Genomic DNA, 25,707 nt, shown 5'->3' with positions numbered 1-25,707 from the left:
CGCGATCGCATCCAAGGCGAGGTTCGGTTTCTGTGTTTCAACATCGACATGCTGTACTGACAAGCGGATCTTCCCGGTATGACGAGCCGGTACGGTTCGACTCTCCTCTGAAGGGCATTTCCCCCAAGTATCGAACGATGGCCCGAACATTAAGCGCGCCGACATAAAAGGCGGGTCAAAGATCGGGATGTCGACGTAAAGAATGTGTAAATGGAACTGCGAACGATCTTCGCAGCGAGGCTTGGTTGCGGTGGTCTTACAGCGCGCATTTGGATAAAGCGGATCGCAAGATGGTCCCGCCGTTGCGTCCGCCCCTCTTCACGCTCTTATCAAGGCAGGAAAATTGTCGATCCCGTGGTTCGGCGTGCCTCCAGATCCTCGTGCGCCTTGGCCGCTTCGGCCAGCGGATACCTCTGCCGCACACTCGTCTTGACCTGGCCTGTACTCAATACATCGAACAGTTCGCCCGTCATCTCCTCGAGATCACTGCGTTTGGCGATATAGCTGAACAACGTGGGCCGCGTGAAATACAACGAACCGCGCCCGGCGAACTCGGACGAGTCGATGGGTGGCAACGGTCCCGATGTATTGCCGAAACTCACGAACAGGCCCAACGGCGCGAGGCAGTCAAGCGATGCCGTATAGGTGTCCTTGCCGATGGAATCGTAGACCACCGGGACGCCCGCGCCGTTCGTGATCTCGCGCACCCGCTTCGTGAAGTCCTCGCGGGTATAGACGATCGGATGATCGCAGCCGTGGGCCTTCGCGAGTTCGGCCTTCTCGTCCGAGCCGACCGTACCAATCACCGTCGCGCCGAGCGCCTTCGCCCACTGGCACGCAAGCATGCCCACGCCGCCCGCTGCCGCGTGGATCAGGATCGTATCGCCGGCTTTCACGCGATACGTGCGTCGCAGCAGATATTGCGCGGTCAGCCCCTGCAACATCACCGACGCCGCATCCTCATACGCGATGGCATCGGGCAGGCGCACGACGTATTGCGCCGACATGACCCGCTCCTGCGCATACGCGCCCGGCGGCCGCGACGCGTAGGCCACCCGGTCGCCCACCTCGAAGCCTGTCACGCCTTCACCGACCGCTGTGACCTCGCCAGCCGCTTCCATGCCAAGCCCGGCCGGCAGCGGCATGGGATATAAGCCCGTACGAAAGTACACGTCGATGAAGTTCAAGCCAACCGCATGATGTTTCACGCGAATTTCGCCCTTGCCCGGCTCGCCCACTTCGACGTCGACCCATTTCATCACTTCGGGGCCACCGGTTTTATCGAATCGAATTGCCTTTGTCACCCTTGTCTCCTTTTTGCCGGCGTCAGCCGGTCACTATTCAGCACGGCCTAAACCCGATCCAGGCGTAGCTTCAGGTCATCGAGAATCATGCGTGCTGTCGCGAGATTCGTCGCGCACGCCACGTTGTGGACATCGCACGCGCGCACCAGCGCATTGATGTCCGGCTCGTGCGGTTGCGGCGTCATGGGGTCGCGCAGGAAAACCACCACGTCGACCCGTCCCTCGGCCAGTTCAGCGCCAATCTGCAGATCGCCGCCGAACGGCCCGGAGAGCTTGCGCTCGACCTCCAGACCATGGGCCGCCGCAATCCGCGCACCGGTCGTGCCGGTCGCCACCAGCCGGCACTGCGCCAGCGTGGCCGCGAATTCACCGGCCAGCGCCACGATGTCATCTTTCTTCATGTCGTGCGCAATCAGTGCGACGCGTGGGTTCATCGAATGCCTCCGGGGTTTGATGTTTTAAAAGATTCGACGATCAATACGTGCCCGGATAGGCACCACCGTCGATCAGCAGGTTTTGCCCCGTAATGTAGCCGGCATGGACGCTGCACAAATACGCGCACGCTCGGCCGAACTCCTCCGACGTTCCGAAGCGGCCCGCCGGCAGCCGGCTCATGCGGCGCTTCTTGGCCTCTTCCACCGAGATATTGTTCGCCTTCGCGTCCGCCTCGAACGTGGTGACGAGCCGGTCGGTATCGAACGAGCCCGGCAGCAGGTTGTTGATGGTGACACCGGTCGCCGCGACCTTGCGCGACAACCCCGCGACAAAACCCGTCAACCCTGAACGCGCACCGTTAGACAGACCCAGCACGTCGATAGGCGCCTTCACCGACGAGCTCGTGATATTCACGATACGTCCAAAGCCACGCTCGATCATGCCGTCCAGCGTCCGCTTGATGAGTTCGATCGGCGTCAGCATGTTCGAATCAAGCGCCTTGATCCAGTCCTCGCGCGAGAACTGCCGGAAATCCCCCGGCGGCGGTCCGCCGGCATTGTTCACGAGGATGTCCGGCGCAGGACAAGCGGCCAGCGCCGCGGCATGGCCTTCGGCCGTGGTGATGTCGCACGCCAGCGCCGTTACATTCACGCCAAAGCTTGATCGAAGATGCTCGGCCGTGGCTTCAAGCGGTCCCGGCGTACGCGCCAGGATGACGAGATTGACGCCCTCGGCCGCCAGCGCCTCGGCACAACCGCGTCCCAAACCCTTGCTGGCCGCACACACGAGCGCCGTGCGCCCCTTGATTCCCATGTCCATTGCTGTCCCTTTCTGGTTGCCCGCGTTTGGTTGCCCACATCAAACCGGTGAAAACGATCAAAACCGGGTTATTGAAATCTTGTGCCAAGTCCTGGTTCATCGTCGGTTCGTTGCGACCGCGTGATGCAATTCTAGAAGAATGAGGGATCGGACGTCGGCCGCGCAATAGACCGGACGACCTATCGGCCGCAATCTCCGCTTTAGGCGCGCCTAATTTGGGTAAACTGGCGTCATTGCTTGAGCACAGCCCTGCAAGACCGACGCGGCGTCAGAACCGAACGAATCACCCGAATCCACACTTTATGCCGCGGCAATCGCGCGAATTCCATGAAACAGGACAGCCGCTTTCCCAATCTCTTCATCCTTAACCACCCGCTGATTCAGCACAAGCTGACGCACATGCGGGACAAGGACACGTCCACGCGAACGTTTCGCGAGTTGCTGCGTGAAATCACGCTGCTGATGGGTTATGAAATCACGCGCAACCTGCCGCTGACCACGAAGCGTGTCGAAACCCCGCTGGTCACTGTCGACTCGCCCGTGATTGCCGGCAAGAAACTGGCTATCGTGCCGGTGCTGCGGGCCGGTATCGGCATGTCGGACGGGTTGCTGGACCTGATTCCATCGGCGCGGGTCGGCCATATCGGCGTGTATCGCGCGGAGGATCACCGTCCGGTCGAATATCTCGTGCGCCTGCCACCGGATCTGGAAGAGCGCGTGTTCATCCTGTGCGATCCAATGCTGGCAACCGGCTATTCGGCGGTCCATGCCGTGGATGTCATGAAACGGCGCAAGGTGCTGGGTGAAAACATCATCTTTGTCGCGCTGGTTGCGGCGCCGGAAGGCGTGAAGGTTTTCTCGGACGCTCACCCGGACGTGAAGCTGTATGTGGCCTCGCTCGACTCGCATTTGAACGAGCACGCCTATATCGTGCCGGGCCTGGGCGACGCAGGCGACCGGCTATTCGGTACGAAAAACTAGCCCGGTACCAAGCTTCAGCACGAGAACATGCAAGTAGGTGCGCGCCGTCCGGGCAAGGCCAACGCCTGCTGAAGCGGCGCACCATGATAAAATTCGGGTCCGCCAATTAAGCGGTTCGCCCATTCGGTTGGCTGACGGGATCGACAAATGGGGTTGGCTGGCGCCATTCGGCCAGCAGCAGTTTGCGGGCGGGGTATCGGCGGGGAATCGTGGATTTGCAGATTACCGGCAACCGGGCCAGCCGCCAAGAATAGCAAAAACAGGTCGAGCGGCGTGCCACGCCATGCCGTTTGAGCCCTGCAACCATGCAGCGCGAACATAAAATGCAGGCCGGCGAGAAGCGCCTTTTCGCGACAGGGCGGCATCATTGACACACAGGCGTGCGAGAGAAGCTCGCGCGCGATGGAGAAAGGTATGGCGGGTCATTCAAAATGGGCCAACATCAAGCATAAGAAAGCGGCGACCGATGCCAAGCGTGGCAAGGTCTGGACGCGTCTTATCAAGGAAATTCAGGTCGCGGCCCGCATGGGCGGCGGAGAAATGGACACGAACCCGCGCCTGCGGCTCTCCGTCGAAAAGGCCTACGACGCCAACATGCCCAAGGACAACATCAACCGCGCGATCCAGCGCGGCGTGGGGGGTGTCGACGGCGCGACGTATGAAGAAATTCGCTACGAAGGCTACGGTATCGGCGGCGCGGCGATCATCGTGGACACCATGACGGACAACCGAACCCGAACCGTTGCGGAAGTGCGCCACGCGTTCTCGAAGTTCGGCGGCAACATGGGCACGGATGGCTCGGTGGCGTTCATGTTCGATCACGTCGGCCAGTTCCTGTTCGCTCCCGGCACGTCCGAAGACAAGTTGATGGAAGCAGCGCTCGAAGCCGGCGCGGACGACGTGGTGACCAATGACGACGGCAGCATTGAAGTAGTGTGCCCGGCCAACGATTTCCAGAAGGTGAAAGACGCGCTGGGAGCCGCGGGGTTCAAGGCCGAAGTCGCGGAAGTCATCATGAAACCGCAGACCGAAGTCGAGTTCACCGGCGAGGAAGCGGCGAAAATGCAGAAATTGCTCGACGCGCTGGAAAACCTGGACGACGTGCAAGAGGTGTACACCAACGCGGCCATCGACCAGGAATGATTGCCGGGTAGATGAGCAAGGAGTGAGCAGGCCGGCCGCCGCGTAACCCCGGCTTGCCTGAACGCCAGCGCAAGTTCCTGGCTCGATTGGTGCGCATGTAGCCGGTGTCGCTGGTGTGTTCCTGTCGTTTGCTTGAACAGTGGAGCGCGAACTCGCCCACACGCGAATAAATACGGTGATCACGGGTGAATAACCCCGCAGGCTCGCGCGTTATGTGAAAGGCAGGCCGGTCGGCCACGCCGGACATGCGCCCTGAAATACAGGCTGGATAGTGTTGTTGAAGTGGGCCGAACCTGGCCGGAAACCGCGTTTTTGACAGCCGGGGAATTGAGTGACGCAGCGAGTGACGCAGCCGCGTGATGGCGCGAAGCTCCTCCCCGCGTCAAAGCGGCAGCCGGGAATTCGGCAGACGACCGGCCAAGATCCGGCGCACGGCAAAGCAGATTTCCGCGGATCAGGCGCGGCAGACCGGTTTAAACAGGCTCGAATTGGTAAAAATCGATTCAAGACGGTCCGCCCTCCTGCCGCCATGAATTTCTTAAGATCTTCGAGGATTTAAATGAAGTTACTCGTCGTCGGTTCCGGCGGTCGCGAACATGCGCTCGCGTGGAAACTCGCGCAGTCGCCGCGCGTGCAAATGGTTTATGTCGCGCCGGGTAACGGCGGCACGGCTCAGGACGAGCGTCTGCTCAATGTCGATATCACCGATCCTGCCGCGCTCGCCGATTTCGCCGAGAAAGAGCAGATTGCGCTGACCGTGGTCGGCCCCGAAGGTCCGCTTGCGGCGGGTATCGTCAACCTGTTCCGCTCACGTGGCCTGAAGATTTTCGGCCCGACCAGGGAAGCGGCGCAGCTGGAAAGCTCGAAGGATTTCGCGAAGGCGTTCATGAAGCGCCACGCCATTCCGACGGCGGAGTACGAAACGTTCACGGACATCGCCGCTGCCCACGCGTATCTGGACGCGAAAGGCGCACCCATCGTCATCAAGGCCGACGGACTGGCTGCCGGCAAGGGCGTGGTCGTGGCAACGACGCTTGAAGAAGCCCACGCGGCCGTCGATTCCATGCTCGCCGACAACAAACTGGGCGACGCCGGTGCGCGCGTGGTGATCGAGGAATTCCTGGACGGCGAGGAAGCCAGCTTTATCGTGATGGTGGACGGCAAGCACGTGCTGGCACTGGCGTCGAGTCAGGATCACAAGCGCCTGCTCGATGGCGACAAGGGCCCGAACACCGGCGGCATGGGCGCCTATTCGCCCGCACCTATCGTCACGCCGCAGTTGCACGCCCGCGTCATGCGCGAAATCATCCTGCCGACGGTGCGTGGCATGGAGCAGGAAGGCATCCGCTACACCGGATTCCTCTACGCCGGCCTGATGATCGACGCGCACGGCAATCCGAAAACGCTCGAATTCAATTGCCGGATGGGCGATCCGGAAACCCAGCCGATCATGGCGCGCCTGAAGGGTGATTTCTCGAAGGTAGTGGAACTCGCGATTGCCGGGACGCTGGCGACAGCCGAGATCGAATGGGACCGGCGCACGGCGCTCGGCGTCGTGCTGGCCGCGCACAACTACCCGGACACGCCGCGCAAGGGTGACCGGATCAGCGGCATCCCTCCGGAGACGCCGGAAGCCGTGACTTTCCACGCAGGCACCACGCTGGAAAACGGCAAGCTCAGCACATCGGGTGGACGTGTGCTGTGCGTCGTGGGTTTGTCTGACTCGGTTCGTGGCGCGCAGTCTGTCGTCTACGATACGATCAATCAAATCACGTTCGACGGCATGCAGTATCGGCGGGACATTGGTTATCGCGCGCTGAACCGGAAAGCGGCGGACCGGCAGAGCTGAAGCGCAACCGCAGGCAACCGTCACCGGCTCGCTTGCCGCACCGGGCGCGAGATCGTCGCCTGACAGGCAATAACGCAGCAAATTGAGCAACCCGTTGCCGGACCTTTGCGTCCGGCAACGGGTTTTAGAAGGGATGCGCACGGGACCAGGCAACTTTGGGCTAAACCAAGGTTCGCCCGCTCCGGGCTCTTTTCCCCTAGCCGTAAAAACAGTCCACGATGACCGCTCCAACCTACGACGTACAAGCTGTCCGCACTTATCTGACCGGTTTGCAAGAGCAGATCGCGCAGACGCTTGGCGCGTTCGACGGCCACGAATTTCTCATCGATTCCTGGCAGCGCGGCCCGGAAGAACGGTTGCGAGGGGGCGGCAGCACGCGGATTCTTGAGGGCGGCCAGTTTTTCGAACGTGGCGGCATCGGTTTCTCCGATGTAGCCGGTGACGCTTTGCCAGCCTCCGCGAGCGCCGCGCGTCCGCAACTTGCCGGGCGTGGTTTCGAGGCCATGGGCGTGTCGCTCGTCATGCATCCGCGCAATCCGCACTGCCCTACCGTGCACATGAACGTGCGCCTGCTGATCGCGACAAAAGCGGGCGAAGCGCCGCTGTTCTGGTTCGGCGGCGGCATGGACCTCACGCCTTACTACGGCTACGAGGAAGACGCGCGGCATTTTCACGGCGTCTGCCGGGATGCACTGGCACCCTTCGGCAGGGATCTGTACCCGCGCTACAAGAAATGGTGCGACGAGTATTTTTATCTCAAGCATCGCAATGAAGCGCGTGGGATCGGCGGAATTTTCTTCGATGACGTCTCGGAACCCGGTTTCGACGAATCGTTCGCCATGGTGCGCAGCGTCGGGGACAGTTTCCTGGCCGCGTATCTGCCGATCATCGAACGCCGGCGCGACACGCCTTATAGCGAAGCGCAGCGTGAATTCCAGACATACCGGCGCGGCCGGTACGTGGAATTCAACCTCGTGTTCGACCGCGGCACCCTGTTCGGGCTGCAAAGCGGCGGGCGTACGGAATCCATCCTGATGTCGATGCCGCCGGCCGTGACGTGGCGCTACGACTGGAAGCCGGAGCCGGGTACGCCGGAAGCTCGGCTTTACTCGGATTTCCTGGTGGCGCGAGAGTGGCTATAAAAGAACTGCGACTGCAGCATAAAGAAGCCGCAAGAAAGCTGCAGGCTATGAGACCTGATCGCGGCCCCTGGTGCAATCTGTCCCCGAAGAGGATCGTCCACTGAAATCGAACCTCCCTTGCGCTCGACGCGTCGGTTTGCTGGGCGGCACGTTCGACCCGATTCACGACGCGCACCTGGCCCTTGCGCGCCGTTTCGCCGAGTTGCTCGACCTGACCGAACTCGTGCTGCTGCCGGCCGGCCAGCCGTGGCAGAAAAAGGATGTCACCGCGGCGCATCACCGGCTGGCCATGACCCGCGCGGCAGCCGATTCGCTACATGCGGAAGGCTTGCAGGTCATTGTCGCCACCGATGAAATCGATCACGACGGCCCGACCTATACCGTGGAGACGCTGGCTCGCTGGCGCGCGCGTGAAGGTGCGGACGCGTCGCTGTCACTGTTGATCGGCGCCGATCAGCTCGTGCACCTGGATTCATGGCGCGACTGGAAACGCCTGTTTGAATTTGCGCACGTGTGTGTGGAAACCCGCGCAGGCTTTGACGTCGCAACGGTTTCTCCCGCCGTTGCCGCAGAAATTGCTGCGCGCAGCGCCCCGGCTGAGGTGCTGCAAGCCACGCCGCACGGCCACCTGCTGATCGATTCGGCGCTGGAGCTGGAAGTGTCGGCTACTGAAATCCGCGAGCAGCTGGGCGAACGGCTGCGGGCGCACGCGGCGGGCGAGATAGACGCCGAGAGTCATGTACCGTCCGCCGTATGGGACTATATTGTTCATCACCACTTGTATCATCGGTAAAACCATCGGTAAAAATATGGAAATCACAAAGCTTCAACGCGCGATCATCGACGGTCTCGAAGACGTCAAGGCGCAGGACATCAAGGTGTTCAACACCTCGCACCTGACCGCCCTCTTCGACCGTGTCATCGTCGCGAGCGGCACGTCGAATCGTCAGACCAAGGCGCTCGCCAACAGCGTGCGCGACAAGGTCAAGGGGCTGGGCGGCGACGTCATCAGCACCGAAGGCGAAGAAGTCGGCGAATGGGTGCTGGTCGATTGCGGCGACGCGGTCGTCCACATCCTGCAACCGGCGCTGCGCCAGTACTACAACCTCGAAGAGGTCTGGGGCGACAAACCCGTGCGCGTCAAGCTGCAAAGCTCGGGTGGCTTCAGCGGCGCACAAGTAAGCGCGCCGGACGACGAAGACGACGAGCCCGCCGCCAAGCCGGCCCGCAAGACCACGCGCCGCTGACACTGGCCGGAAAGCGTTCGACGCGCTGTCTGCCGCGATAAAAGCGCGGGTGTAGCGCGGGCGTCGCGCGTTTTAATGTCGCCATGAAACTTCATATCCTTGCGGTCGGCCACAAGATGCCCGACTGGATCGCGACCGGCTTCGACGAGTATGCGAAACGCATGCCGCCCGAGCTGCGTATCGAGTTGCGCGAGATCAAGCCCGAACAGCGTTCATCGGGACGTAACGCCGAGAGCGTGATGGCCGCCGAACGCCTGCGAATCGAGTCTGCGCTGCCCAAGAATGCGCGGCTTGTCGCGCTCGACGAACGCGGCCGCGACTGGACCACCATGCAACTCGCCGGCGCATTGCCGGACTGGCAACAGGAAGGCCGCGATGTAGCGTTCGTGATTGGCGGCGCCGATGGTCTCGACCCGCAAGTCAAGGCGCGCGCCGAAGTCCTGCTGCGTGTGTCGAGTCTCACGCTGCCGCACGGCATGGTCCGCGTGCTGCTGGCCGAACAGCTTTATCGCGCGTGGAGCATCACGCAGAACCATCCCTATCATCGCGCTTGAGGCGTGTCATCGGGCGTTGAACGACCGCGCTTGGGGCTTGCCGGCGCGTGACATCCAAGATCCCGAACATGCCATCGTCCAGTTTCCCTTTTGTTTATCTCGCGTCGCAAAGTCCCCGGCGGCAAGAACTGTTGCAGCAACTCGGCGTTCGCTTCGAGTTGCTGCTGCCGCGTCCCGATGAAGACGCTGAAGCGCTCGAAGCCGAGCTGCCCGGCGAGGCAGCCGACGCCTATGTCCTGCGTGTTTGCGCAGCAAAGGCGCAAGCGGCCTACGCACGCCGCCTGAAGGGCGCGCATGCCGCGGCGCCCATCCTGGTTGCAGATACGACCGTCACGCTCGATGGCGCGATCATGGGCAAGCCCGACAACGCGGACCATGCCGTCGAGATGCTCGAACGGCTATCCGGGCGCGATCATGAGGTGCTGACAGCGCTTGCCGTTGTTAATGCCGACGGCGTTCTGCTCCCGCCTGTTCTGTCGCGTTCGCTTGTACAGTTCGCCGCTGTCGAACGTGCTGCACTGCAGCGTTATGCGGTCACCGGCGAACCGCTCGGAAAGGCCGGTGCATATGGCGTTCAGGGACGTGCGGCGGCGTTTATCGAACGGATCGAAGGGTCCTATTCGGGTATCATGGGCCTGCCTCTTTTCGAAACAGCAGCACTCCTGCGCGTGGCGCGCGTCGACTTCTAAACAGTCCATGAACGAAGAAATCCTGATCAACGTCACACCGCAGGAAACCCGCGTTGCCCTCGTTCAGCAAGGCGCGGTGCAAGAGCTTCACGTCGAGCGCACGTTGTCGCGCGGACGGGTCGGCAATGTCTATCTCGGCAAGGTCGTGCGCGTGCTGCCCGGCATGCAGTCGGCCTTTATCGATATCGGGCTCGAGCGCGCGGCGTTCCTGCACGTAGCGGACATCTGGCATCCGCGGATTGCCGGCGAAACGCATTCGAACGCGCCGCATACGCCCATCGAAAAGATTGTGTTCGAAGGCCAGGCGCTGATGGTGCAGGTGGTCAAGGATCCTATTGGCACCAAGGGCGCACGGCTTTCAACTCAGGTGAGTATCGCGGGGCGAACGCTGGTTTATCTGCCGCAGGAACCGCATATTGGGATCTCGCAGAAGATTGCCAGCGAGGCCGAGCGCGAGGCCATCCGGGCACGGCTCACGGCCGTTCTTCCTGTCGATGAAAAAGGTGGGTACATCGTCCGGACGATCGCGGAAGATGCATCGAGTGAAGAACTGGCGGCCGACGTCGCTTATTTGCGCAAGACGTGGACGACGATCGTCGCGCAGGCGCAGCGCGTGGCGCCGACCTCGCTGCTGCATCAGGATCTCAATCTTGCCCAGCGAGTGTTACGCGATTTCGTCAATGACGAGACATCGCGTATTCAGGTCGATTCGCGCGAGACGTATCAAATGCTCGCGGACTTCGCGAGCGAGTTCACGCCGGCCGTGGCGTCACGCGTGCATCACTACGCGGGCGAGCGGCCGCTGTACGACCTGTACAACATTGAAGCCGAGATTCAGCGCGCGTTGTCACGCCGGGTCGATCTGAAGTCAGGCGGTTACCTGATGATCGACCAGACCGAGGCAATGACGACTATCGACGTGAATACGGGCGGTTATGTAGGTGCCCGTAATTTCGACGATACGATCTTTAAAACCAATCTTGAAGCCGCGCACACCATTGCACGGCAACTGCGGTTGAGGAATCTTGGCGGGATCATCATTATCGATTTCATCGATATGGAGAACGTCGAGCATCGCGATCAGGTGCTTGGCGAGTTGAAGAAGGCGTTGTCTCGGGATCGGACGCGGGTGACGGTGAACGGGTTCTCGCAGTTAGGGTTGGTCGAGATGACGCGCAAGCGCACGCGTGAGTCTCTCGCGCATGTGTTGTGCGAACCGTGTCCAACCTGCGATGGCAAAGGCCAGGTAAAGACGCCGCGCACGGTGTGTTATGACGTGCTGCGCGAGATCATGCGGGAGTCGCGTCAGTTCAATCCGCGCGAGTTTCGCGTGGTGGCGTCGCAGCAGGTAATCGATTTGTTTCTCGAAGAAGAATCGCAGCATCTGGCCATGCTGATGGACTTTATCGGCAAGCCGGTTTCGCTGCAGGTGGAGTCGAATCTGAGTCAGGAGCAGTACGATATTGTCCTGATGTAGTCCTGATGTAGCCGATAACGAATCCGGCCACCTGACAATCAGCGCGCCGGCATTCAACCTGAATCGCTTCACCCCAATCCGAAGCTACGACGCGCTCCCCGGAACCGTTATCAAGCCGCGGATCTTTTGACGTAGCTGAATCACGTCCTCGCTCACAAAAGGCACCTGCTCCGTGTACGCACAACGAATCATGTACGTCAGGGCGGATTCGATCTGGTGCAACATGACAGACGCGGATTGATCGGTTGAAACAGTCTGTTTGGACTCGATAGACTGTGAGATTTCTTGCATATTTGGCTCCGAAGTGAATAGGCTGTACCTGATGCATAGTTGACACCAAACCTTCACCGCCGTTGCATTGCAAAAAATTACAATCGATTGTTTTACATTCTTCCTGTTACGCCTGTCCAGGCTCGCCGATAGTCCAAACGTCCAGAGACAACGGCTTGCTTTTGCTGCGCCGCCGCTTCAAGCGTCTGCTCGCCGTTCGACTCTGCATCCACATACGCCCCCGAGGAACAAACGTAACGTCGTGCGGCGTAACGTCGATAGGCGCGTGATGGCCACTCGTTGCTTTCCACCTGCTTCCCGTCGCTCGCTACCGTTGCCGGCAAAGGGCCGTTAGCGTTTCCCCGTAGCGCATCGGAGTGTGGCACGACTCATGCTGATATCCCTGCGAGCCGGGCATTGACCAGTGCAACGGCGAAGCGGCTCTTCTCTAACTTGCCAGAGCCGTATGTTACTGAAGCACCAGGCCGTGCCGGCTTCTACAACGAATATAAAAGCGTTGAACCGGACGGCAAAAACCAGCGACCGTAAAAAAACGGCGCTTCTGGGGAACACAATGAATCACCGGCTCATAGAAACCGATCTTGCGCATCTGGAACAGATAATCAACCAAATTGCATCCAGTCACGGGCTGTCTTTATCCTATTGGCGAAGCCGTGTTGATTCCGTATTGTCGATGAGCCTCATGCCGGCGCAACGCAAGCGCATAGGCCATATAGATGCGGTCATCTCGATGCTCGAGCAAACGGCTTCGAGCAAGACCTCGCGCTTCGGTTGATGACGGGTTGTGGCTGAGCCGGCTTCGACAGGCCGCCCGAACAGCCTGTCGATGTCCCGCAACAGGCGTTGCCGAATATCACATCCGATAATAGTCCATGCTTTAAAAGCATAATCTCGTCGTCTTCCAATATCCAAATTACGTATTCATCGAGACCACAATAAAAACGCGATCTCAAAAGCCGCTCTTAATAAGACTGGACACGACTATTTTATGTTTTTAATATCACTGCGCTGACGCGTGGGTGAACGCAACACAAAAGCCCATCGTCGCAATCTTCAAAGCTCGCTTATCCGACGCAACGGTCTCAGTACAACGATCGCCACGCAAGATTGGCGTAATCCCGGATCAATGATTACTTCGCGGGTCCTCGCGGGAACGGCGCGGCATCCCGGCTGCGACCGCTCCCGATGAAGATCGGCAAATCCCGGTAGCCTAGCCTTCATTCAACTTCGTTCAACCTCATTGAATCGTCAGGACTCGCGTGCCGTCTTTTTTCATCGATCGTCCGGTCTTCGCGTGGATTGTTGCCCTCGCCATTTTTGTGGCGGGGGCATTCGTCACGCCCTTCCTGCCTGTCTCGCAGTATCCACGGCTGACCCCGCCGCGCATCGTGATTGCCGCGATGTATCCGGGCGCGTCCCCGGAAAGCGTGGACAACACCGTCGCGAGCGTGATCGAAGAAAGCCTGGACGGCGCCGAAGGCTTGCAATACTACGAAACCACCAGCGACAGCCTGGGCGAACTCGAGATTGCCGCCACGTTTTCGGCGGGCACGAATCCGGACATCGCCATGGTCGATGTGCAGAACCGGATGAAGCAGATCGAGTCGCGGCTGCCGCAACAAGTCGTGCAGCAAGGGATCACGGTCTTCAAGTCGACCGGCACGTTCCTGATGCTCGTCGCGCTCACGTCCACCGACGACCATCGCGATTCCGTGGAACTGAGCGACTACGTCAACCGATATATGCTGCGCGACTTGAAGCGTGCGCCGGGCGTCGGCTCAGCCGAATTGTGGGATGCCGGAGAAGCGTTGCGGGTCTGGATCGATCCGATGAAGCTGCGCGAATTCAACCTCGCCGCCGCCGATGTAACCCAGGCCATCGCGGCGCAAAACGCGACGGTCACGGCCGGCACGCTCGGCGACGTGCCGTTCGTCACGGGTCAGCAACTGACGGCATCGGTCACGGTCAGGGGGCAGTTGATCTCGCCGGCTGAATTCGGCGAGATCGTGCTGAAGGCGCGCGCGGATGGATCGGCCGTTCGGCTGAAGGATGTCGCCCGGGTCGAACTGGGCCGCGACAGCTACGCGTCGTTTTCGCGGCTGAACGGCAAGCCCGCGGCAACGGTCGGTATCCGGCTCTCGCCGCAAGGCAACGCGATGGAAACCTCCGCTGCGATCCGCGCGAAGCTTGCGGAACTGTCGCGCAGCCTGCCGCCGGGCGTGGCCGTGGAGATCCCGTTCGACAGCTCCAAGTTCGTCCACGTCGCGCTGCACGAGGTGGCACTGACGCTGTTCGAAGCCGTGCTGCTGGTGTTCCTGGTCATGTGGCTATTCCTGCGCGACTTGCGTTATGCGCTGGTGCCCACCGTGGTCATTCCGGTTGCATTGACGGGCGCGTTGCTTGCGCTTTATGTGCTCGGCATGTCGATCAACGTGTTCACCATGTTCGCGATGGTTCTGGCAATCGGGATCCTGGTCGACGACGCTATTGTCGTCGTCGAGAACGTCGATCGCGTGATGCGCGAAGAGGGTCTTGCGCCACGCGCGGCCACCCGCCGGGCGATGCAGCAGATGGGCAGCGCGATCGTCGGCATTACTGCTGTGCTGACCGCCGTGTTCGTGCCGATGGCGTTCTTCCCCGGCAGCGTCGGCGGGATTTACCGGCAGTTCACGGTAGCGATGATCGCGTCGATTCTCGTGTCCGCGTTCACGGCCCTTTCGCTGACGCCGGCGCTGTGCGCGAACCTGCTGAAAGCACCGCCGCGAAGTGCGTTGCGCCGTGGCGCTCACGGATCGCATGATTCACATGCCTCCAGCAAACGCTCGTTCGGCTTTACAGCGGCCTTCGACTGGACCTCGCGGAAATATCGCGGACTCGTGGCGCGCGTGCTGCGTCGCGCGGGTCCCGTGTTCGCGGTGTATCTCCTGCTGGCCGGTGCGTGTGCGGCGCTCTACCTGCATATGCCGGGCGGCTTCTTGCCCCAGGAAGACCAGGCGCAGCTTCAGGTGATGGTGCAGTTGCCGGCGGGCGCCACGCAGGCACGCACGCTCGCGGTCGTCGAACAGGCGGAAGCGATCCTGAAACGCGAACCGGCGGTGGCGAACGTGACGAGCGTGGTCGGCTGGAGTTTCCAGGGCAGCGGCCAGAACGTGGCCATGTGTTTCGTCGATTTGAAGGAGTGGTCGGCGCGCGATACCGACGCCGCCACGCTGCGCGACACGCTGAACCGCTCGTTCTCGAAGATCATGGACGGCGAAGTGGCTGCCCAGATGCCACCGTCAGTGCCCGGCATGGGCCATTCGGAAGGGTTCGTGATGCGGCTGGAAGATCGGGGCGGCATCGGCATTGCAGCGCTAACCGCCGCGCGCGAACAGCTCTTCGAGCAGGCCCGTAACAATCCCGCTTTCGCCGATGTCCACTCCGAAGCGTTGCCGGACGCGCCGCGCATCGTGCTGGACGTCGATCGCGCGAAGGCTTATGCGCTGGGCGTCTCGTTCGACAAGATCGGCGACGCGCTGGGGAATACCTTCGGCTCGTCGTATATCGACGACTTCCCTTCGGGCGGCCGCATGCGCCGCGTGATGGTCGCCGCCGACGCGCCGTCGCGCATGACCGAGGACAGTCTTATGAACCTTTCGGTGCGTAACGCCGCGGGGCAGATGGTGCCGTTGTCGTCCGTAGCGTCGCTGCACTGGACGACCGGTCCAACCGTCCTCACGCGCTACAACGGTTCGCCTTCACTCGATGTCAGCGGCCGTCCGGCCAACGGCACGAGTTCCGGCGCGGCGATGGCCGCCATGGAGCGGCTCGCGCAGGCGCTGCCGGTGGGCGTGGGTTACGACTGGACCGATACGGCGCTTGAAGAGACGCGTGCCGCCCGCCTCACGCCGATACTGATCGGGCTGTCACTCCTGGCCGTGTTCATGGCGCTCGCGGCGCTTTACGAGAGCTGGACCATCCCGCTCGCGGTGCTCACCATCGTGCCGCTTGGCGTGATCGGCGCAGTGATCGCGATGCTTCTGCGCGGGATGCCCAACGATGTCTACTTCAAGGTCGGCATGATCACGGTGATTGGGTTATCGGCGAAAAACGCGATCCTGATCGTGCAGTTCGCGCGCACGCTATACGCCGATGGCGCGCCGTTGAAGGACGCAATTGTCGCGGCGGCGAGTGCACGTTTTCGGCCGATCGTGATGACATCGGCGGCGTTTTTGCTGGGTGTCGTGCCGTTGCTCGTGTCGAGCGGCGCCGGGGCGGAGAGCCGGCGATCGATCGGGACCGGCGTATTCGGCGGTGCCATTACGGCGACCGTGCTGGGGCTGGTGTTCACGCCGCTGGCGTTTTATATCGTCGTGTCGGGGCAGAGGTTTATCCAAGACCGGGTGAAGTCGATGACACGGGAGAAGGTCACGGCAAACGTCGTCGAGTCCGAGCCGCCGCGTGGGGACGTTCAAGGCTCGCAGGAAGGATAGCGAGGGCATGAATTCGCGCGCGGCGCAGCCTCCCCGTCCCGCCGATCCGATTCCCCTATCATGGCGGCATCGCGCGTGCTTTCACGCGTATCCGGAGGCAGTTCATGCAATTTCCAGCGGGATCGGTCCAGGCACTCAGTTCGGCCGCATCGACGGTGTTTTCCATCGGCATCGTGTTCCTCGGTTACTGGGGTATCCACGAGGGCTCGCATTGGCATTCCGGCGATATCTCCGTCGCCCTGCTGGCGCTCGCCGGTTTCGCGTGTCTCGGTCTGGTGCCCTGGCTCGCCACGTCCCCAACAGAACGTCCCGACGATGAATTCCGCCTGCGTGTCGCCCGTCATGCGTTTCTGGGTGGCGTGGGCGCGCTGTGGCTGGCGATTGTCGTGTCCGTGTTCACGCAATGAGGATCGCTCGCGTCATGGTTTCCTTAGTGCTTGCTCTTCCCTTCCCCGGTCCCCCTTCGACATGAAGTCATGAAGTCATGAAGATTCGAGCAAGTGTTGTCGTTGAGCTCGCAGTCAATCTCGTCCTGCCGTGGCTGGCGTATCGGCTCGCGTTGCCGCATTGGGGCGAACTCGGTGCGCTGTACGCGTCGGCGGTGCCCCCTGTCGTTTGGAGCCTCGTAGAGTTCGCGAGAACCCGTCGCGTCGATGCCCTCAGTCTCGTGGTCCTGCTCGGCATCGCGCTGTCCATCGTGCTGATGGCGCTTGGCGGCAGTCCACGGCTGCTGTTGATGCGTGAATCGATGGCCTCGGGTGCTATCGGCTTGGTGTTCCTGCTGTCCCTCGCGATGCGGCGTCCGCTCACCTTTTATCTCGCCCGGGCAACGGTCGCGCGTAAAGAAGAAGGCGGCGCGGCACGCTTCGAAGCGATGTGGAATGAGCGGCCTGGGCTGCGTCGATCGGTCCGTCTGATGACAGCCGTCTGGGGACTCGGCCTGACGGGCGAAAATGCGCTGCGAAGCTGGCTGGCCTGGCACTGGCCGGTCGAGCGGTTCCTGGTCGTTTCGCCGTTCATCGGATACGCCATTTATGGCGCGCTCACCGTGTGGACGTTTATGTATCGCAAGAAGATGCAGAGACGGGCTACGGCTGCGCCTGCCGTAGCGGCACGTCCATGACACCAAGGGTTGCATCAATGCGATCGCCGGTTCACTAGCCTGCCGATCGTCGCGTTGCCATCCATCCCTGGCTCTACTGGAACACGATTCACCGCACAGCACACAACCGGCTCCTCCACGCTTCCCAAAACAAAACGCGCCGCTGGCCGTAACGGCCAGCGGCGCGCATCGATTAAATCGAAAAAGCTTCAGGCCGCTTGCTGCTGATACTGGATCCGGTGAAGGTTCGCGTACAGCCCGTTCTGGCGCAACAATTCGGCGTGGCTGCCGTGCTCGGCAATTTTTCCGGCATCCATCACCAGGATCCGGTCGGCCCGTTCGATGGTCGAAAGGCGGTGCGCAATCACGAGCGTCGTGCGCCCCTTCATCAGCGTTTCCAAGGCTTGCTGCACGTGCCGTTCAGACTCGGAATCGAGCGCTGAGGTGGCCTCGTCGAGAATGAGAATAGGCGCGTCCTTGTAGATCGCCCGCGCAATGGCCAACCGCTGCCGCTGCCCGCCCGACAAGCGCATGCCGTTGCCGCCCACGCGCGTGTCCACGCCCTCGGGCATGGCCGCGACGACATCGGCGAGATTCGCCGCAGCCAGCGCCGCCATCACCCGCTCGCGATCCGGCGTCTGGCCATACGCGACGTTGGCCGCGATCGTGTCGTTGAAGAGCACCACGTCCTGGCTCACCATCGCCATTTGTCCGCGCAGATCGTGCAGGCTGTACTCGGGGAGCGGCACGCCATCGACCAGCACCGCGCCGCTGGCGGGATCGAAGAAACGCGGCAGCAAGTTGACCAGCGTGGTCTTGCCGCTTCCCGACGCGCCGGCCAGCGCCACCATTTCGCCTGGGGCGATCTTGAACGAGATCGCGTCGAGCGTTGGTGTCCCGGTCGTTCCATAACTGAACGACACCTCGCGGAACTCCACCGCGCCGCTGGCGCGCTCGAGCGGCCGCCCGCCGCCTTCAGGCTCGGCGGGTTCATCGATCAGACCGAAGATCAGTTCCGCCGCCGTCATGCCGCGCTGCAGCGGCTGGTTGATATCGATCAGGTGCTTGAGGGGCGAAATCACCAGCAACATGGAGGTGACGAACGCCACGAAACCGCCGACGGTCGTCTGGTCGTTCGCCGACTGCACGACGGCGATGGTGATCACGATGGCCAGTGCAATCGATGCCAAAAACTGCGTGAGCGGCTGCGCGAGACCGCCGGACACCGTCATGCGCATCTGGTAACCGCGCAGGCGATTGCTCATTTCGGTGAAACGGTCGTTTTCGTAGCGCTGCCCGTTGTGAACCTTGACGACCTTGTACCCGCCAACGGTCTCTTCCACGATGTACGACAGTTCGTTCGTCAGCAACTGCGACTCGCGGTTGAGCCGCCGCAGCCGCCGGTTGATCTTGCTCACGAGCCAGCCGATAGCCGGCAGGATCACCGCGATCACCAGCGTCAGGCGCCAGTTGAGGATGAACAGGTACCCGAGCAGGAATATGACAGTCAGCGAATCGCGCACGAGCGTGACGACCACGCTCTGGAGCACGTTGAGGATCTGGTTCACCTCGAACACGATGGCGTTGATGATCGTGCTGGCTGTTTCCCGCTGGAAGAAACCGGCGCTGGTGTGAATCATCCGGTCGAACATCTTCAGGCGCAGCTGCAGCAGGATCTTGTTCGTGACATATGCGAGCAAGTAGCCCGATGCGTATTGCGCGCCGCCCCGCACGACCGCGAGCCCGACGACGGCGGCCGGCACGATCCACTTGGCGTCCGAGCTGCCTTTCGCGCCAAAGCCGTGATCAAGCAGGGGCTTGAGCAGCATGGGAATTCCCGCCTCGCTCGCGGCGACGAAACCCATGGCGATAAGGCCGAGCGCAACAATCCAGATCAGGGGCCGGATGTACGGCCAGAGCCGGTTCATCACGGCGGCCGGCGACGTGGTGTCCCCGCTGCCGATCGTCTTGCTCAAGGTTGGCTTCTGACTCAAAAGGTGTCCCTAATCATGAATACGTGGATGCGTGAATGCGTGGATGCGTGGATCGGACGGCGGGCGGCGCAGGACTGAACCTGCGCCCGGGCGGCTCTGAGCGCGCTGGATCCCGCCGACACGGCAAGCCATCGCAACAAACCGCTATTGTAATGCGCCGGCCCCCTTTGTCTCATTAAGAGGCTTGGCCGGGCGAGCGCCGCAGCGCGCTTGAAAGTCCTGCCCTACTGCTGCGATAAAGCCCCTCGCGCCGGCGCAACCCTCCCCGCCAGGCGCTCGCCGCGACCGAGCAGGAGCCCTGAAAAACACCAAAAGGCGAGCGCGGTGGTCTGCCACATGAAGTCGTCGGTGAAATTCTTGGCAATCATGCCGATGACGAGCGCCATGCCCGCCGCGCTCAGCCAGGGCACCACATGCCGCAGCCGCCAGAAGCGGCGGATCAACGCAATCAGCAGAGCGGCCTCCAGCACCACGCCCACGATTCCCGTTTCCAGCCAGGTATTCAAGAACAGGTTGTGCGCATGGGTTAGCGCCTGCGGTTCCGTCTCCAGCAACGCAGGCGGTATTTCGTTCTGAAATACCCGTCCCGGCAACGGCTTGCCGAAACCAATGCCCGTCCAGGTATGCGACTCACCTTCCCGGCCGTAGAACGCCCACAGTTTGGGACGGGTATCGGAAGACATGACATCACCAATCCCCGACAGCGCCTGAGGTAGATACACCTGGTCGCCACCCATCCTCAGCTCCCGTGCAGCGGGCTTCGGCATGGCATGGCCGTAACGAAGCCGCGCGCTCAATTCGAGCGTACCGAGTGCCGCCACGCAGATTACCGCAATGCACACGCCTGCGATGACGAGGTGCTTGCGGTACAGCGGGTAGCACGCAACGACGAGCGTCACGGCCGCAGCGGGCCAGAAGAAACGGTTGAGCGTCGCGAGCCCGATGACCAGCGCCAGCACGAGCCCGCTCAGGCCGATCGGCCACCAGCGGCGATTCAGCATCAGGCCGGTGAAGAGCGTCATCGAAAAGATGACGAGTGTGCTCGTGTGGCCGACGCGGTTGTAATAGTGGAGAAGGATGTCGGCGGGGTTCGTGGGCGGCTGCAAACGGCCCCAGTAATACAGGCTGCCGGCTGCCAGCAGCACGCAGGCCACCCAGTTGATCAGCACCATCCGCTCAGGTGTGGCCGTGCGCGTGCCGATCAGCCAGAACGCGAAGAACGACACCAGCGGATACAGCACTTCATCGAGCCAGGCGTGCATGCTGTCGTGCGGATACGGCGACCACGAGACCGATGCCAGCGCCCACGCACTCCAGACCACGATAGGCCATAGCAGCGGCCAGTGCAGCGGCGACGGCCGCGCCGGCGAACAAGCCGCGGCGAGCGTGCCGACACCCACCAGCACCAGCGCCATGTTCTCGAGCGCGGTCATATGGGCAAACATCGCGACAAACATAATCACTGGACACGCCACCCACAGAACGCGTTCCACCTGCTTGCACGTCTTCGTCATTGCACTCCCGGAAGGACCGCCTGCAAGGTGTTGCAGACGACCTCAAGCGAAATAAATCCCATGCAGTCCGCATGGTCACCGCGCCACGCGACGCAGGTCGTCGTATTGCGGTCACAGCGGCGAGCCCAGGCCACGTGCCGTCTGAAGATATTCGGTTCATCGCGGCACGGCATGTCCGCGATAGTAACCGGCATGAACGGTGCATCGCGCCAGTAATTCCCCGCGCCGTGTATCAACGCGTTACCGGGGCCGAACAAGGTAATCGTCGGCACACCGGTCAGACGCCCGAGGTGCGCCACGCCCGTGTCCGGACAGACGATCGCCCGTGCCCCGGAGAAGAGATGCCACACCTGTCCCAGGTCGATCCGGCCTGCGAAATTTGGATAGCGGCGGTCGGGATCAATTGCATCGATCAGCGCCGTCTCGCTCGGTCCGCCACTCCACACAGGCGTAAAACCCCGTGCTTCGACGAACGCCGCCAGTGCTTTCCAGCGGTCATCGGGCCAGCGTTTGACCTCGGTGCTCGCGCCCGGATGTAAGACCACGTAAGGACTTCGCAATGCACGCGCGTCGGGTTCTGAAAACACGGCGGGTGCAGGCGCCGGCCAATCGGTCAGCCGATACGGCCGCGGCGGCGGCCCGGCCACCAGTTCAGCAGCGAGGTCGGCCCATGCCGCGGGCGCGTCGGGATACGGCACGGTCTCGTCAAGCGGCACGTTTTTCCAGGCCGGTGTGTCCCCAGCGTGTCCGATGATCCAGCGGCACCCGGCCCCCAATGCAAGCCACGCGTGCCGATTGTCGCCCGCCACGATGCCAAGATCATAGGGTCCCGAACGCAGCACCGCATTGACCGAGCGGAAGTCACGCGGGTCGAACGCAATGACGTTGAGTCCAAACGGCCGGCCTGCATAGAGCGGCACGATCGGCTTGGGACAGGTCAGCACGATTTGCGCGTCAGGATATTGCGCGCGAAGCTTCGCGACGAGCGGCGTGAGCAGCAGCGTGTCGCCGAGCAGCAAGTGATGCGCAATCAGGATGCGCTTCAAGGCTTGCGGCTTGCGGCGCAGCGGCTTCAACGCCAGCCGGGGCAACGCGCGAGCGAAGATGCGCACGCGTCCGGAAAGTCGGCTCATTCGGGTGGCGTTCCTACGTGAAATCCAGATTATGCCGGTTGGTCGCGGTGAGCCCCGAATTTCCGGGTATTCCAAGTTGTTACCGAGTTGCTATAAACGCCACACTACGAGGCCGGCCGCGCTGATGGTATCAAGCGGCAGGCTCGACTTGACATCGGCGAACACGGCGCCGGGTTTCGCCAGCGCCAGCAACGCGTCCGGCTTCATCAGGAACTCGCGATGCGCAACCGCCAGCACGATCAGGTCGGCGGGTTCCAGCGCGTCGAAACCCGTCAGCGTCACGCCGTATTCATCGAAGGCTTCCACGGCATCCGCGAGCGGATCGTGAAGCTGAACCTCGAGCCCGTAGTCTTGCAGGTGATGCACGATATCGATCACTTTCGAATTGCGCAAATCCGGACAGTTTTCCTTGAACGTCAGCCCAAGCACCGTCGCCTTGGCACGCAGCGGCGCGCGCCCGGTCCGGATCAGCGTCTTGACGGCGCGATCGGCTACGAAGCGGCCCATGCCGTCGTTCACGCGCCGCCCGGCCAGGATCACCTGGGGCGTATAACCGGACACCTGCGCCTTGTGCGTCAGATAGTACGGATCCACGCCGATGCAGTGTCCGCCCACCAGTCCCGGCGTGAAATCCAGGAAGTTCCACTTGGTGCCGGCGGCGTCCAGGACTTCGCGCGTGTCGATATCGAGGTAATCAAAGATGATGGCCGCTTCGTTCATCAGCGCAATATTCAGGTCGCGCTGCGTGTTCTCGATGACCTTCGCGGCCTCGGCCACCTTGATCGAACTGGCGCGGTACACACCGGCCATCACCACCGAGCCATAGACCTTCGCCACGAGATCAAGCGTTGCGGCATCCGAACCGGACACGATCTTCACAATGTTGTGAAACGTGTGCTGCTTGTCGCCGGGATTGATGCGCTCCGGACTGTAGCCCACCGTGAAATCGATGCCCAGCTTGAGGCCCGATTCACGCTCGAGGATCGGGATACAGATTTCCTCGGTGACGCCCGGATAGACCGTCGATTCGTACACCACCACGTCGCCGCGTTTGAGCGCCCGGCCGACCGTCCCGGACGCCTGCTTCACCGGCATCAGGTCCGGCTGCGCGCCCGAACTGATGGGCGTAGGGACCGCGACAATATGAAAATTGGCTTGCCGAAGCACCTCGATGCTATCGGTCAGTTCAAGGCTGGCCGCGGCCAGTTCCTCGCGGCTCGTTTCGCCGTTGCGATCGAGGCCTGCGCGCAGATCGGCGAGCCGGCCCGGGCTGGTATCGAAACCGATCGTGCGGCGTTGCAGGCCGAAAGCGATGGCGACCGGCAAACCCACATAGCCCAGGCCAATAACAGAAATGTAGCGATCATGCATGGTAAGAAGTACTCAGAATTATCAAGACGGGCACGCCCGTAGGTCGCTCCCGGTGACTCAGCAGGCGACGTGCAAACCACCGGCACGCCGTCATTTGACCTTCAGGTAAAGGCGGCTGAGAAGCGGCCGGCTATGCACCCACAGACGGCTTTTCAGCCACGCGGCCGGCTTGTCGCGCACGTCCAGGCGCAAGATGCGCGCTGGATCGCCGTGACGCCGGTTCGTACCGGGCTCAACGGTGTACAGATGGCGAAAACCCGCCGCGTGCGCTTCTTCCACGTAGTCCGTATCGAAGTAGCCTTGCGGCCAGCACAGATGATCCGATACGTCCCCGAGATGCCGGGCGAGTGCCGCCCGGGCCTGCAGCAGGTCGTCCCGCAGACTCGCGCGTTTGGCGGCTGCATTCGCGCTCACGCGGTCCCAGCGAATATGCGTGTGCGTGTGGCTGTGAAACTCGAAGGTCCCGGCTTGACGCATTGCATCGATTTCCGACCACCGCATGACGGCCCGGTCGGTCTCACCGGCCTCGATGGCCGCCTTCGCCGCCGAGTGGCCCAGCAGGTTCGGCAAGTTGTCGGCGGATGTCGAGTCCGCCGCGTTCGGGCGCACAGGGCCGCTCGTCACCCAGCCCGACACAAGGAATCCGAGCGCCGTAAAACCGTGCTCGGCGAGCACCGGATGCGCGTGAACCCAGTTATCGAGATAACCGTCGTCGAAGGTGAGCACGACCGACTTCGCCGGCACGCGCTTGCCAGCCAGGTACTCGCTGAACGCCCGCGCGCCGAGCGTGGTGTACCCCTCGCGCGCGAGCATGGCCATCTGATCCGCGAAATGCTCGGGCGACACCGTCACCGCACCCGCCGCCGGACTCACGTGGTGATACATCAGCACGGGCACCGAGCGCGCCGTGTTCAGTTTCGTGCTCAGCGGCCTGTTCATGCGACACCCCGCTCGCTCAGGCCGCTTCGGTAAAACGCGACCATTTCGCTCGCCATGGTATCGACGGAAAAGCGCGTCTGCGTGGTCCGCAAACCGGCCGCGCCCATCCGGCGGCGTTCGTCCGGCGCGTCGACCAGGCGCAGCATTGCAGCAGCCAGCGCAGGGTCGTCGTGCGCGGACACGAGCAGGCCGTTCACGCCGTCATCGATCACTTCCGGCACGCCGTCCACCGCCGTGCCGATCACCGGAAGGCCTGCCGCCATTGCCTCGATGAACGACGTGCCCAGCGCCTCCTGATGGGTCGGCAGCACGAACAGGTCAAAGCCCGCCAGGACGTTCGGGATATCGCGGCGCAGGCCGAGCAAATGGATGTGACCGGCAAGACCTTGCGCCTGCACGTTCGCCTGAATTTCGTCGAAGAGCGGACCGTCGCCGGCGAAGACGAAGTGCAGGTTCGGCCGCTGGTCGATCAACGGCTTCGCGATCCGGATCAGGTCGGGATGCCCCTTTTTGTCGCGCATGATCGCTACCGTCCCCGCGATCACGGCGCCCTCGCCGAGACCCAGTTCCGCACGCAACGTGGAGCTCGCGCGGCTCACGGACTGCGCCTTGACGATGCCCGTGTAGATCGTGACGATATCCTTCTGCGGCACACCCTCGGACACCAGGTAACGCATCACCGACTGGCTCACCGCCACCACCTTGTGCGGCAGCCAGGTATAGGTCGCCCGCGACGTGATGGCGAGCGCCAGATGCCGGGTCCGCACGATCAGCGGCGTGCCCGCGAGCCGCGCCGCCGCGCCGCCGAGCAGGCTGTCCCGGCCGCTGTGGGTGTTTAGCACATCGAAGCGGCCTTGCTTGAGAATGCGCCGCATGTGCGCGACCGCGCTGACGTCCGCGCCCGAACGCATGGTCGTGGTGTGGACCGTAAAACCTTCCGCGGCAAGGCGCTCGCCGAGCCGCGCACCCGGCACGCACACGAGTTCGAGCGAATGACCGCGTTCGCGCAGCGCGAGCATTTCCTTGAACGTCCGATGTTCCTGACCGCCCCAGCCGTTGGACGATTCGCTGTGCAAAATTCTCAGCGGTTTCATTACTATGGCGAACTCCGAGTAAATCTTGATAGTTTCTATGGAAATGGCGCCGACATTGGTTTCCGGGTCACAGCCCCGTGTTTCGTGCGCTTCATGCGCTTTGCGCAATGTCACCGCGTGAATCTCGTGCGCCAGGAAGCTCGCGTTTGCATCTTCT

The 25,707-nt window shown here is 62.1% G+C and carries 22 protein-coding genes; 13 read left to right on the top strand and 9 right to left on the bottom strand.

Annotated elements, in window-relative coordinates; translation table 11 throughout:
- Positions 1–329 precede the first annotated feature (329 nt).
- Genes ACSOSP_RS00450 through ACSOSP_RS00440 form a run of 3 tightly spaced genes read right to left on the bottom strand, consistent with a single transcriptional unit; the run spans position 330 to position 2,558 of the window.
- Positions 330–1,304: a quinone oxidoreductase family protein gene (locus tag ACSOSP_RS00450; RefSeq protein ID WP_455308943.1), complete on the bottom strand. Its 975-nt coding sequence runs from the start codon at positions 1,302–1,304 to the stop codon at positions 330–332.
- 47 nt (positions 1,305–1,351) lie between these two features.
- Positions 1,352–1,738 (bottom strand): methylglyoxal synthase, encoded by a 387-nt coding sequence (locus ACSOSP_RS00445; RefSeq protein WP_031363820.1) that lies wholly within the window; start codon positions 1,736–1,738, stop codon positions 1,352–1,354.
- 40 nt (positions 1,739–1,778) lie between these two features.
- A complete protein-coding gene (locus tag ACSOSP_RS00440) occupies positions 1,779–2,558 on the bottom strand; it encodes an SDR family oxidoreductase (RefSeq protein ID WP_455308942.1) in 780 nt (259 codons plus the stop codon).
- 327 nt (positions 2,559–2,885) lie between these two features.
- Between ACSOSP_RS00440 and upp the strand changes: the two genes are divergently transcribed.
- The 13 genes from upp to ACSOSP_RS00375 all read left to right on the top strand — a co-directional run bounded on the left by upp (position 2,886) and on the right by ACSOSP_RS00375 (position 17,526).
- The gene (upp, locus tag ACSOSP_RS00435) at positions 2,886–3,539 is read left to right on the top strand and encodes a uracil phosphoribosyltransferase (RefSeq protein ID WP_031363818.1); all 654 of its coding nucleotides are present in this window, start codon (positions 2,886–2,888) and stop codon (positions 3,537–3,539) included.
- Positions 3,540–3,953: 414 nt separating this feature from the next.
- Entirely contained in the window at positions 3,954–4,682 is a 729-nt protein-coding gene (locus ACSOSP_RS00430) for a YebC/PmpR family DNA-binding transcriptional regulator (RefSeq protein ID WP_455308941.1), read from the top strand.
- Positions 4,683–5,241: 559 nt separating this feature from the next.
- Positions 5,242–6,531 (top strand): phosphoribosylamine--glycine ligase, encoded by a 1,290-nt coding sequence (purD, locus tag ACSOSP_RS00425; protein WP_455308940.1) that lies wholly within the window; start codon positions 5,242–5,244, stop codon positions 6,529–6,531.
- Between the two features lie 218 nt (positions 6,532–6,749).
- Positions 6,750–7,673 carry an oxygen-dependent coproporphyrinogen oxidase gene (gene hemF, locus ACSOSP_RS00420; protein WP_455308939.1) on the top strand — a complete coding sequence of 308 codons (924 nt, stop codon included), beginning with the start codon at positions 6,750–6,752 and terminating at the stop codon, positions 7,671–7,673.
- Positions 7,674–7,740: 67 nt separating this feature from the next.
- Positions 7,741–8,466, top strand: coding sequence for a nicotinate-nucleotide adenylyltransferase (locus tag ACSOSP_RS00415; RefSeq protein ID WP_455311046.1), 726 nt, complete (start codon positions 7,741–7,743; stop codon positions 8,464–8,466).
- A gap of 16 nt (positions 8,467–8,482) precedes the next feature.
- Entirely contained in the window at positions 8,483–8,920 is a 438-nt protein-coding gene (gene rsfS / locus ACSOSP_RS00410; RefSeq protein ID WP_455308938.1) for a ribosome silencing factor, read from the top strand.
- A gap of 83 nt (positions 8,921–9,003) precedes the next feature.
- Positions 9,004–9,474 carry a 23S rRNA (pseudouridine(1915)-N(3))-methyltransferase RlmH gene (gene rlmH / locus ACSOSP_RS00405; RefSeq protein ID WP_455308937.1) on the top strand — a complete coding sequence of 157 codons (471 nt, stop codon included), beginning with the start codon at positions 9,004–9,006 and terminating at the stop codon, positions 9,472–9,474.
- Between the two features lie 68 nt (positions 9,475–9,542).
- Positions 9,543–10,163, top strand: a complete 621-nt coding sequence (locus tag ACSOSP_RS00400; RefSeq protein ID WP_455308936.1) for a Maf family protein — start codon at positions 9,543–9,545, stop codon at positions 10,161–10,163.
- Positions 10,164–10,170: 7 nt separating this feature from the next.
- Positions 10,171–11,640, top strand: a complete 1,470-nt coding sequence (gene rng, locus ACSOSP_RS00395; protein ID WP_455308935.1) for a ribonuclease G — start codon at positions 10,171–10,173, stop codon at positions 11,638–11,640.
- A 736-nt stretch (positions 11,641–12,376) separates the two neighbouring features.
- Positions 12,377–12,706, top strand: a complete 330-nt coding sequence (locus tag ACSOSP_RS00390) for a hypothetical protein (protein WP_455308933.1) — start codon at positions 12,377–12,379, stop codon at positions 12,704–12,706.
- 484 nt (positions 12,707–13,190) lie between these two features.
- Positions 13,191–16,403 carry a multidrug efflux RND transporter permease subunit gene (locus tag ACSOSP_RS00385; RefSeq protein ID WP_455308932.1) on the top strand — a complete coding sequence of 1,071 codons (3,213 nt, stop codon included), beginning with the start codon at positions 13,191–13,193 and terminating at the stop codon, positions 16,401–16,403.
- 104 nt (positions 16,404–16,507) lie between these two features.
- Positions 16,508–16,810 (top strand): hypothetical protein, encoded by a 303-nt coding sequence (locus ACSOSP_RS00380; RefSeq protein ID WP_455308930.1) that lies wholly within the window; start codon positions 16,508–16,510, stop codon positions 16,808–16,810.
- A gap of 77 nt (positions 16,811–16,887) precedes the next feature.
- Complete coding sequence (locus tag ACSOSP_RS00375) at positions 16,888–17,526, top strand: VC0807 family protein (protein ID WP_455308929.1); 639 nt, start codon at positions 16,888–16,890, stop codon at positions 17,524–17,526.
- Positions 17,527–17,714: 188 nt separating this feature from the next.
- On the opposite strand, the gene msbA is transcribed toward ACSOSP_RS00375, so the two are convergent.
- The 6 genes from msbA to ACSOSP_RS00345 all read right to left on the bottom strand — a co-directional run bounded on the left by msbA (position 17,715) and on the right by ACSOSP_RS00345 (position 25,550).
- Positions 17,715–19,433, bottom strand: coding sequence for a lipid A export permease/ATP-binding protein MsbA (gene msbA, locus ACSOSP_RS00370; protein ID WP_455311045.1), 1,719 nt, complete (start codon positions 19,431–19,433; stop codon positions 17,715–17,717).
- Positions 19,434–19,723: 290 nt separating this feature from the next.
- Positions 19,724–21,013 (bottom strand): O-antigen ligase family protein, encoded by a 1,290-nt coding sequence (locus tag ACSOSP_RS00365; protein ID WP_455308928.1) that lies wholly within the window; start codon positions 21,011–21,013, stop codon positions 19,724–19,726.
- Positions 21,010–22,146, bottom strand: a complete 1,137-nt coding sequence (locus ACSOSP_RS00360; protein WP_455308927.1) for a glycosyltransferase family 9 protein — start codon at positions 22,144–22,146, stop codon at positions 21,010–21,012. Before ACSOSP_RS00360 ends, ACSOSP_RS00365 begins: the two co-directional genes overlap by 4 nt.
- A 90-nt stretch (positions 22,147–22,236) precedes the next feature.
- Positions 22,237–23,517, bottom strand: a complete 1,281-nt coding sequence (locus ACSOSP_RS00355; RefSeq protein WP_455308926.1) for a nucleotide sugar dehydrogenase — start codon at positions 23,515–23,517, stop codon at positions 22,237–22,239.
- Between the two features lie 90 nt (positions 23,518–23,607).
- Positions 23,608–24,456: a polysaccharide deacetylase family protein gene (locus tag ACSOSP_RS00350; protein WP_455308924.1), complete on the bottom strand. Its 849-nt coding sequence runs from the start codon at positions 24,454–24,456 to the stop codon at positions 23,608–23,610.
- Positions 24,453–25,550 (bottom strand): glycosyltransferase, encoded by a 1,098-nt coding sequence (locus tag ACSOSP_RS00345; RefSeq protein WP_455308923.1) that lies wholly within the window; start codon positions 25,548–25,550, stop codon positions 24,453–24,455. The genes ACSOSP_RS00350 and ACSOSP_RS00345 overlap by 4 nt, the downstream gene beginning before the upstream one ends.
- Positions 25,551–25,707: the final 157 nt, after the last annotated feature.

It is taken from the genome of Caballeronia sp. KNU42, assembly GCF_053760385.1.
Note: the sequence above shows the minus strand (reverse complement) of the source record. Positions and strands in the feature narration are given on the sequence as shown.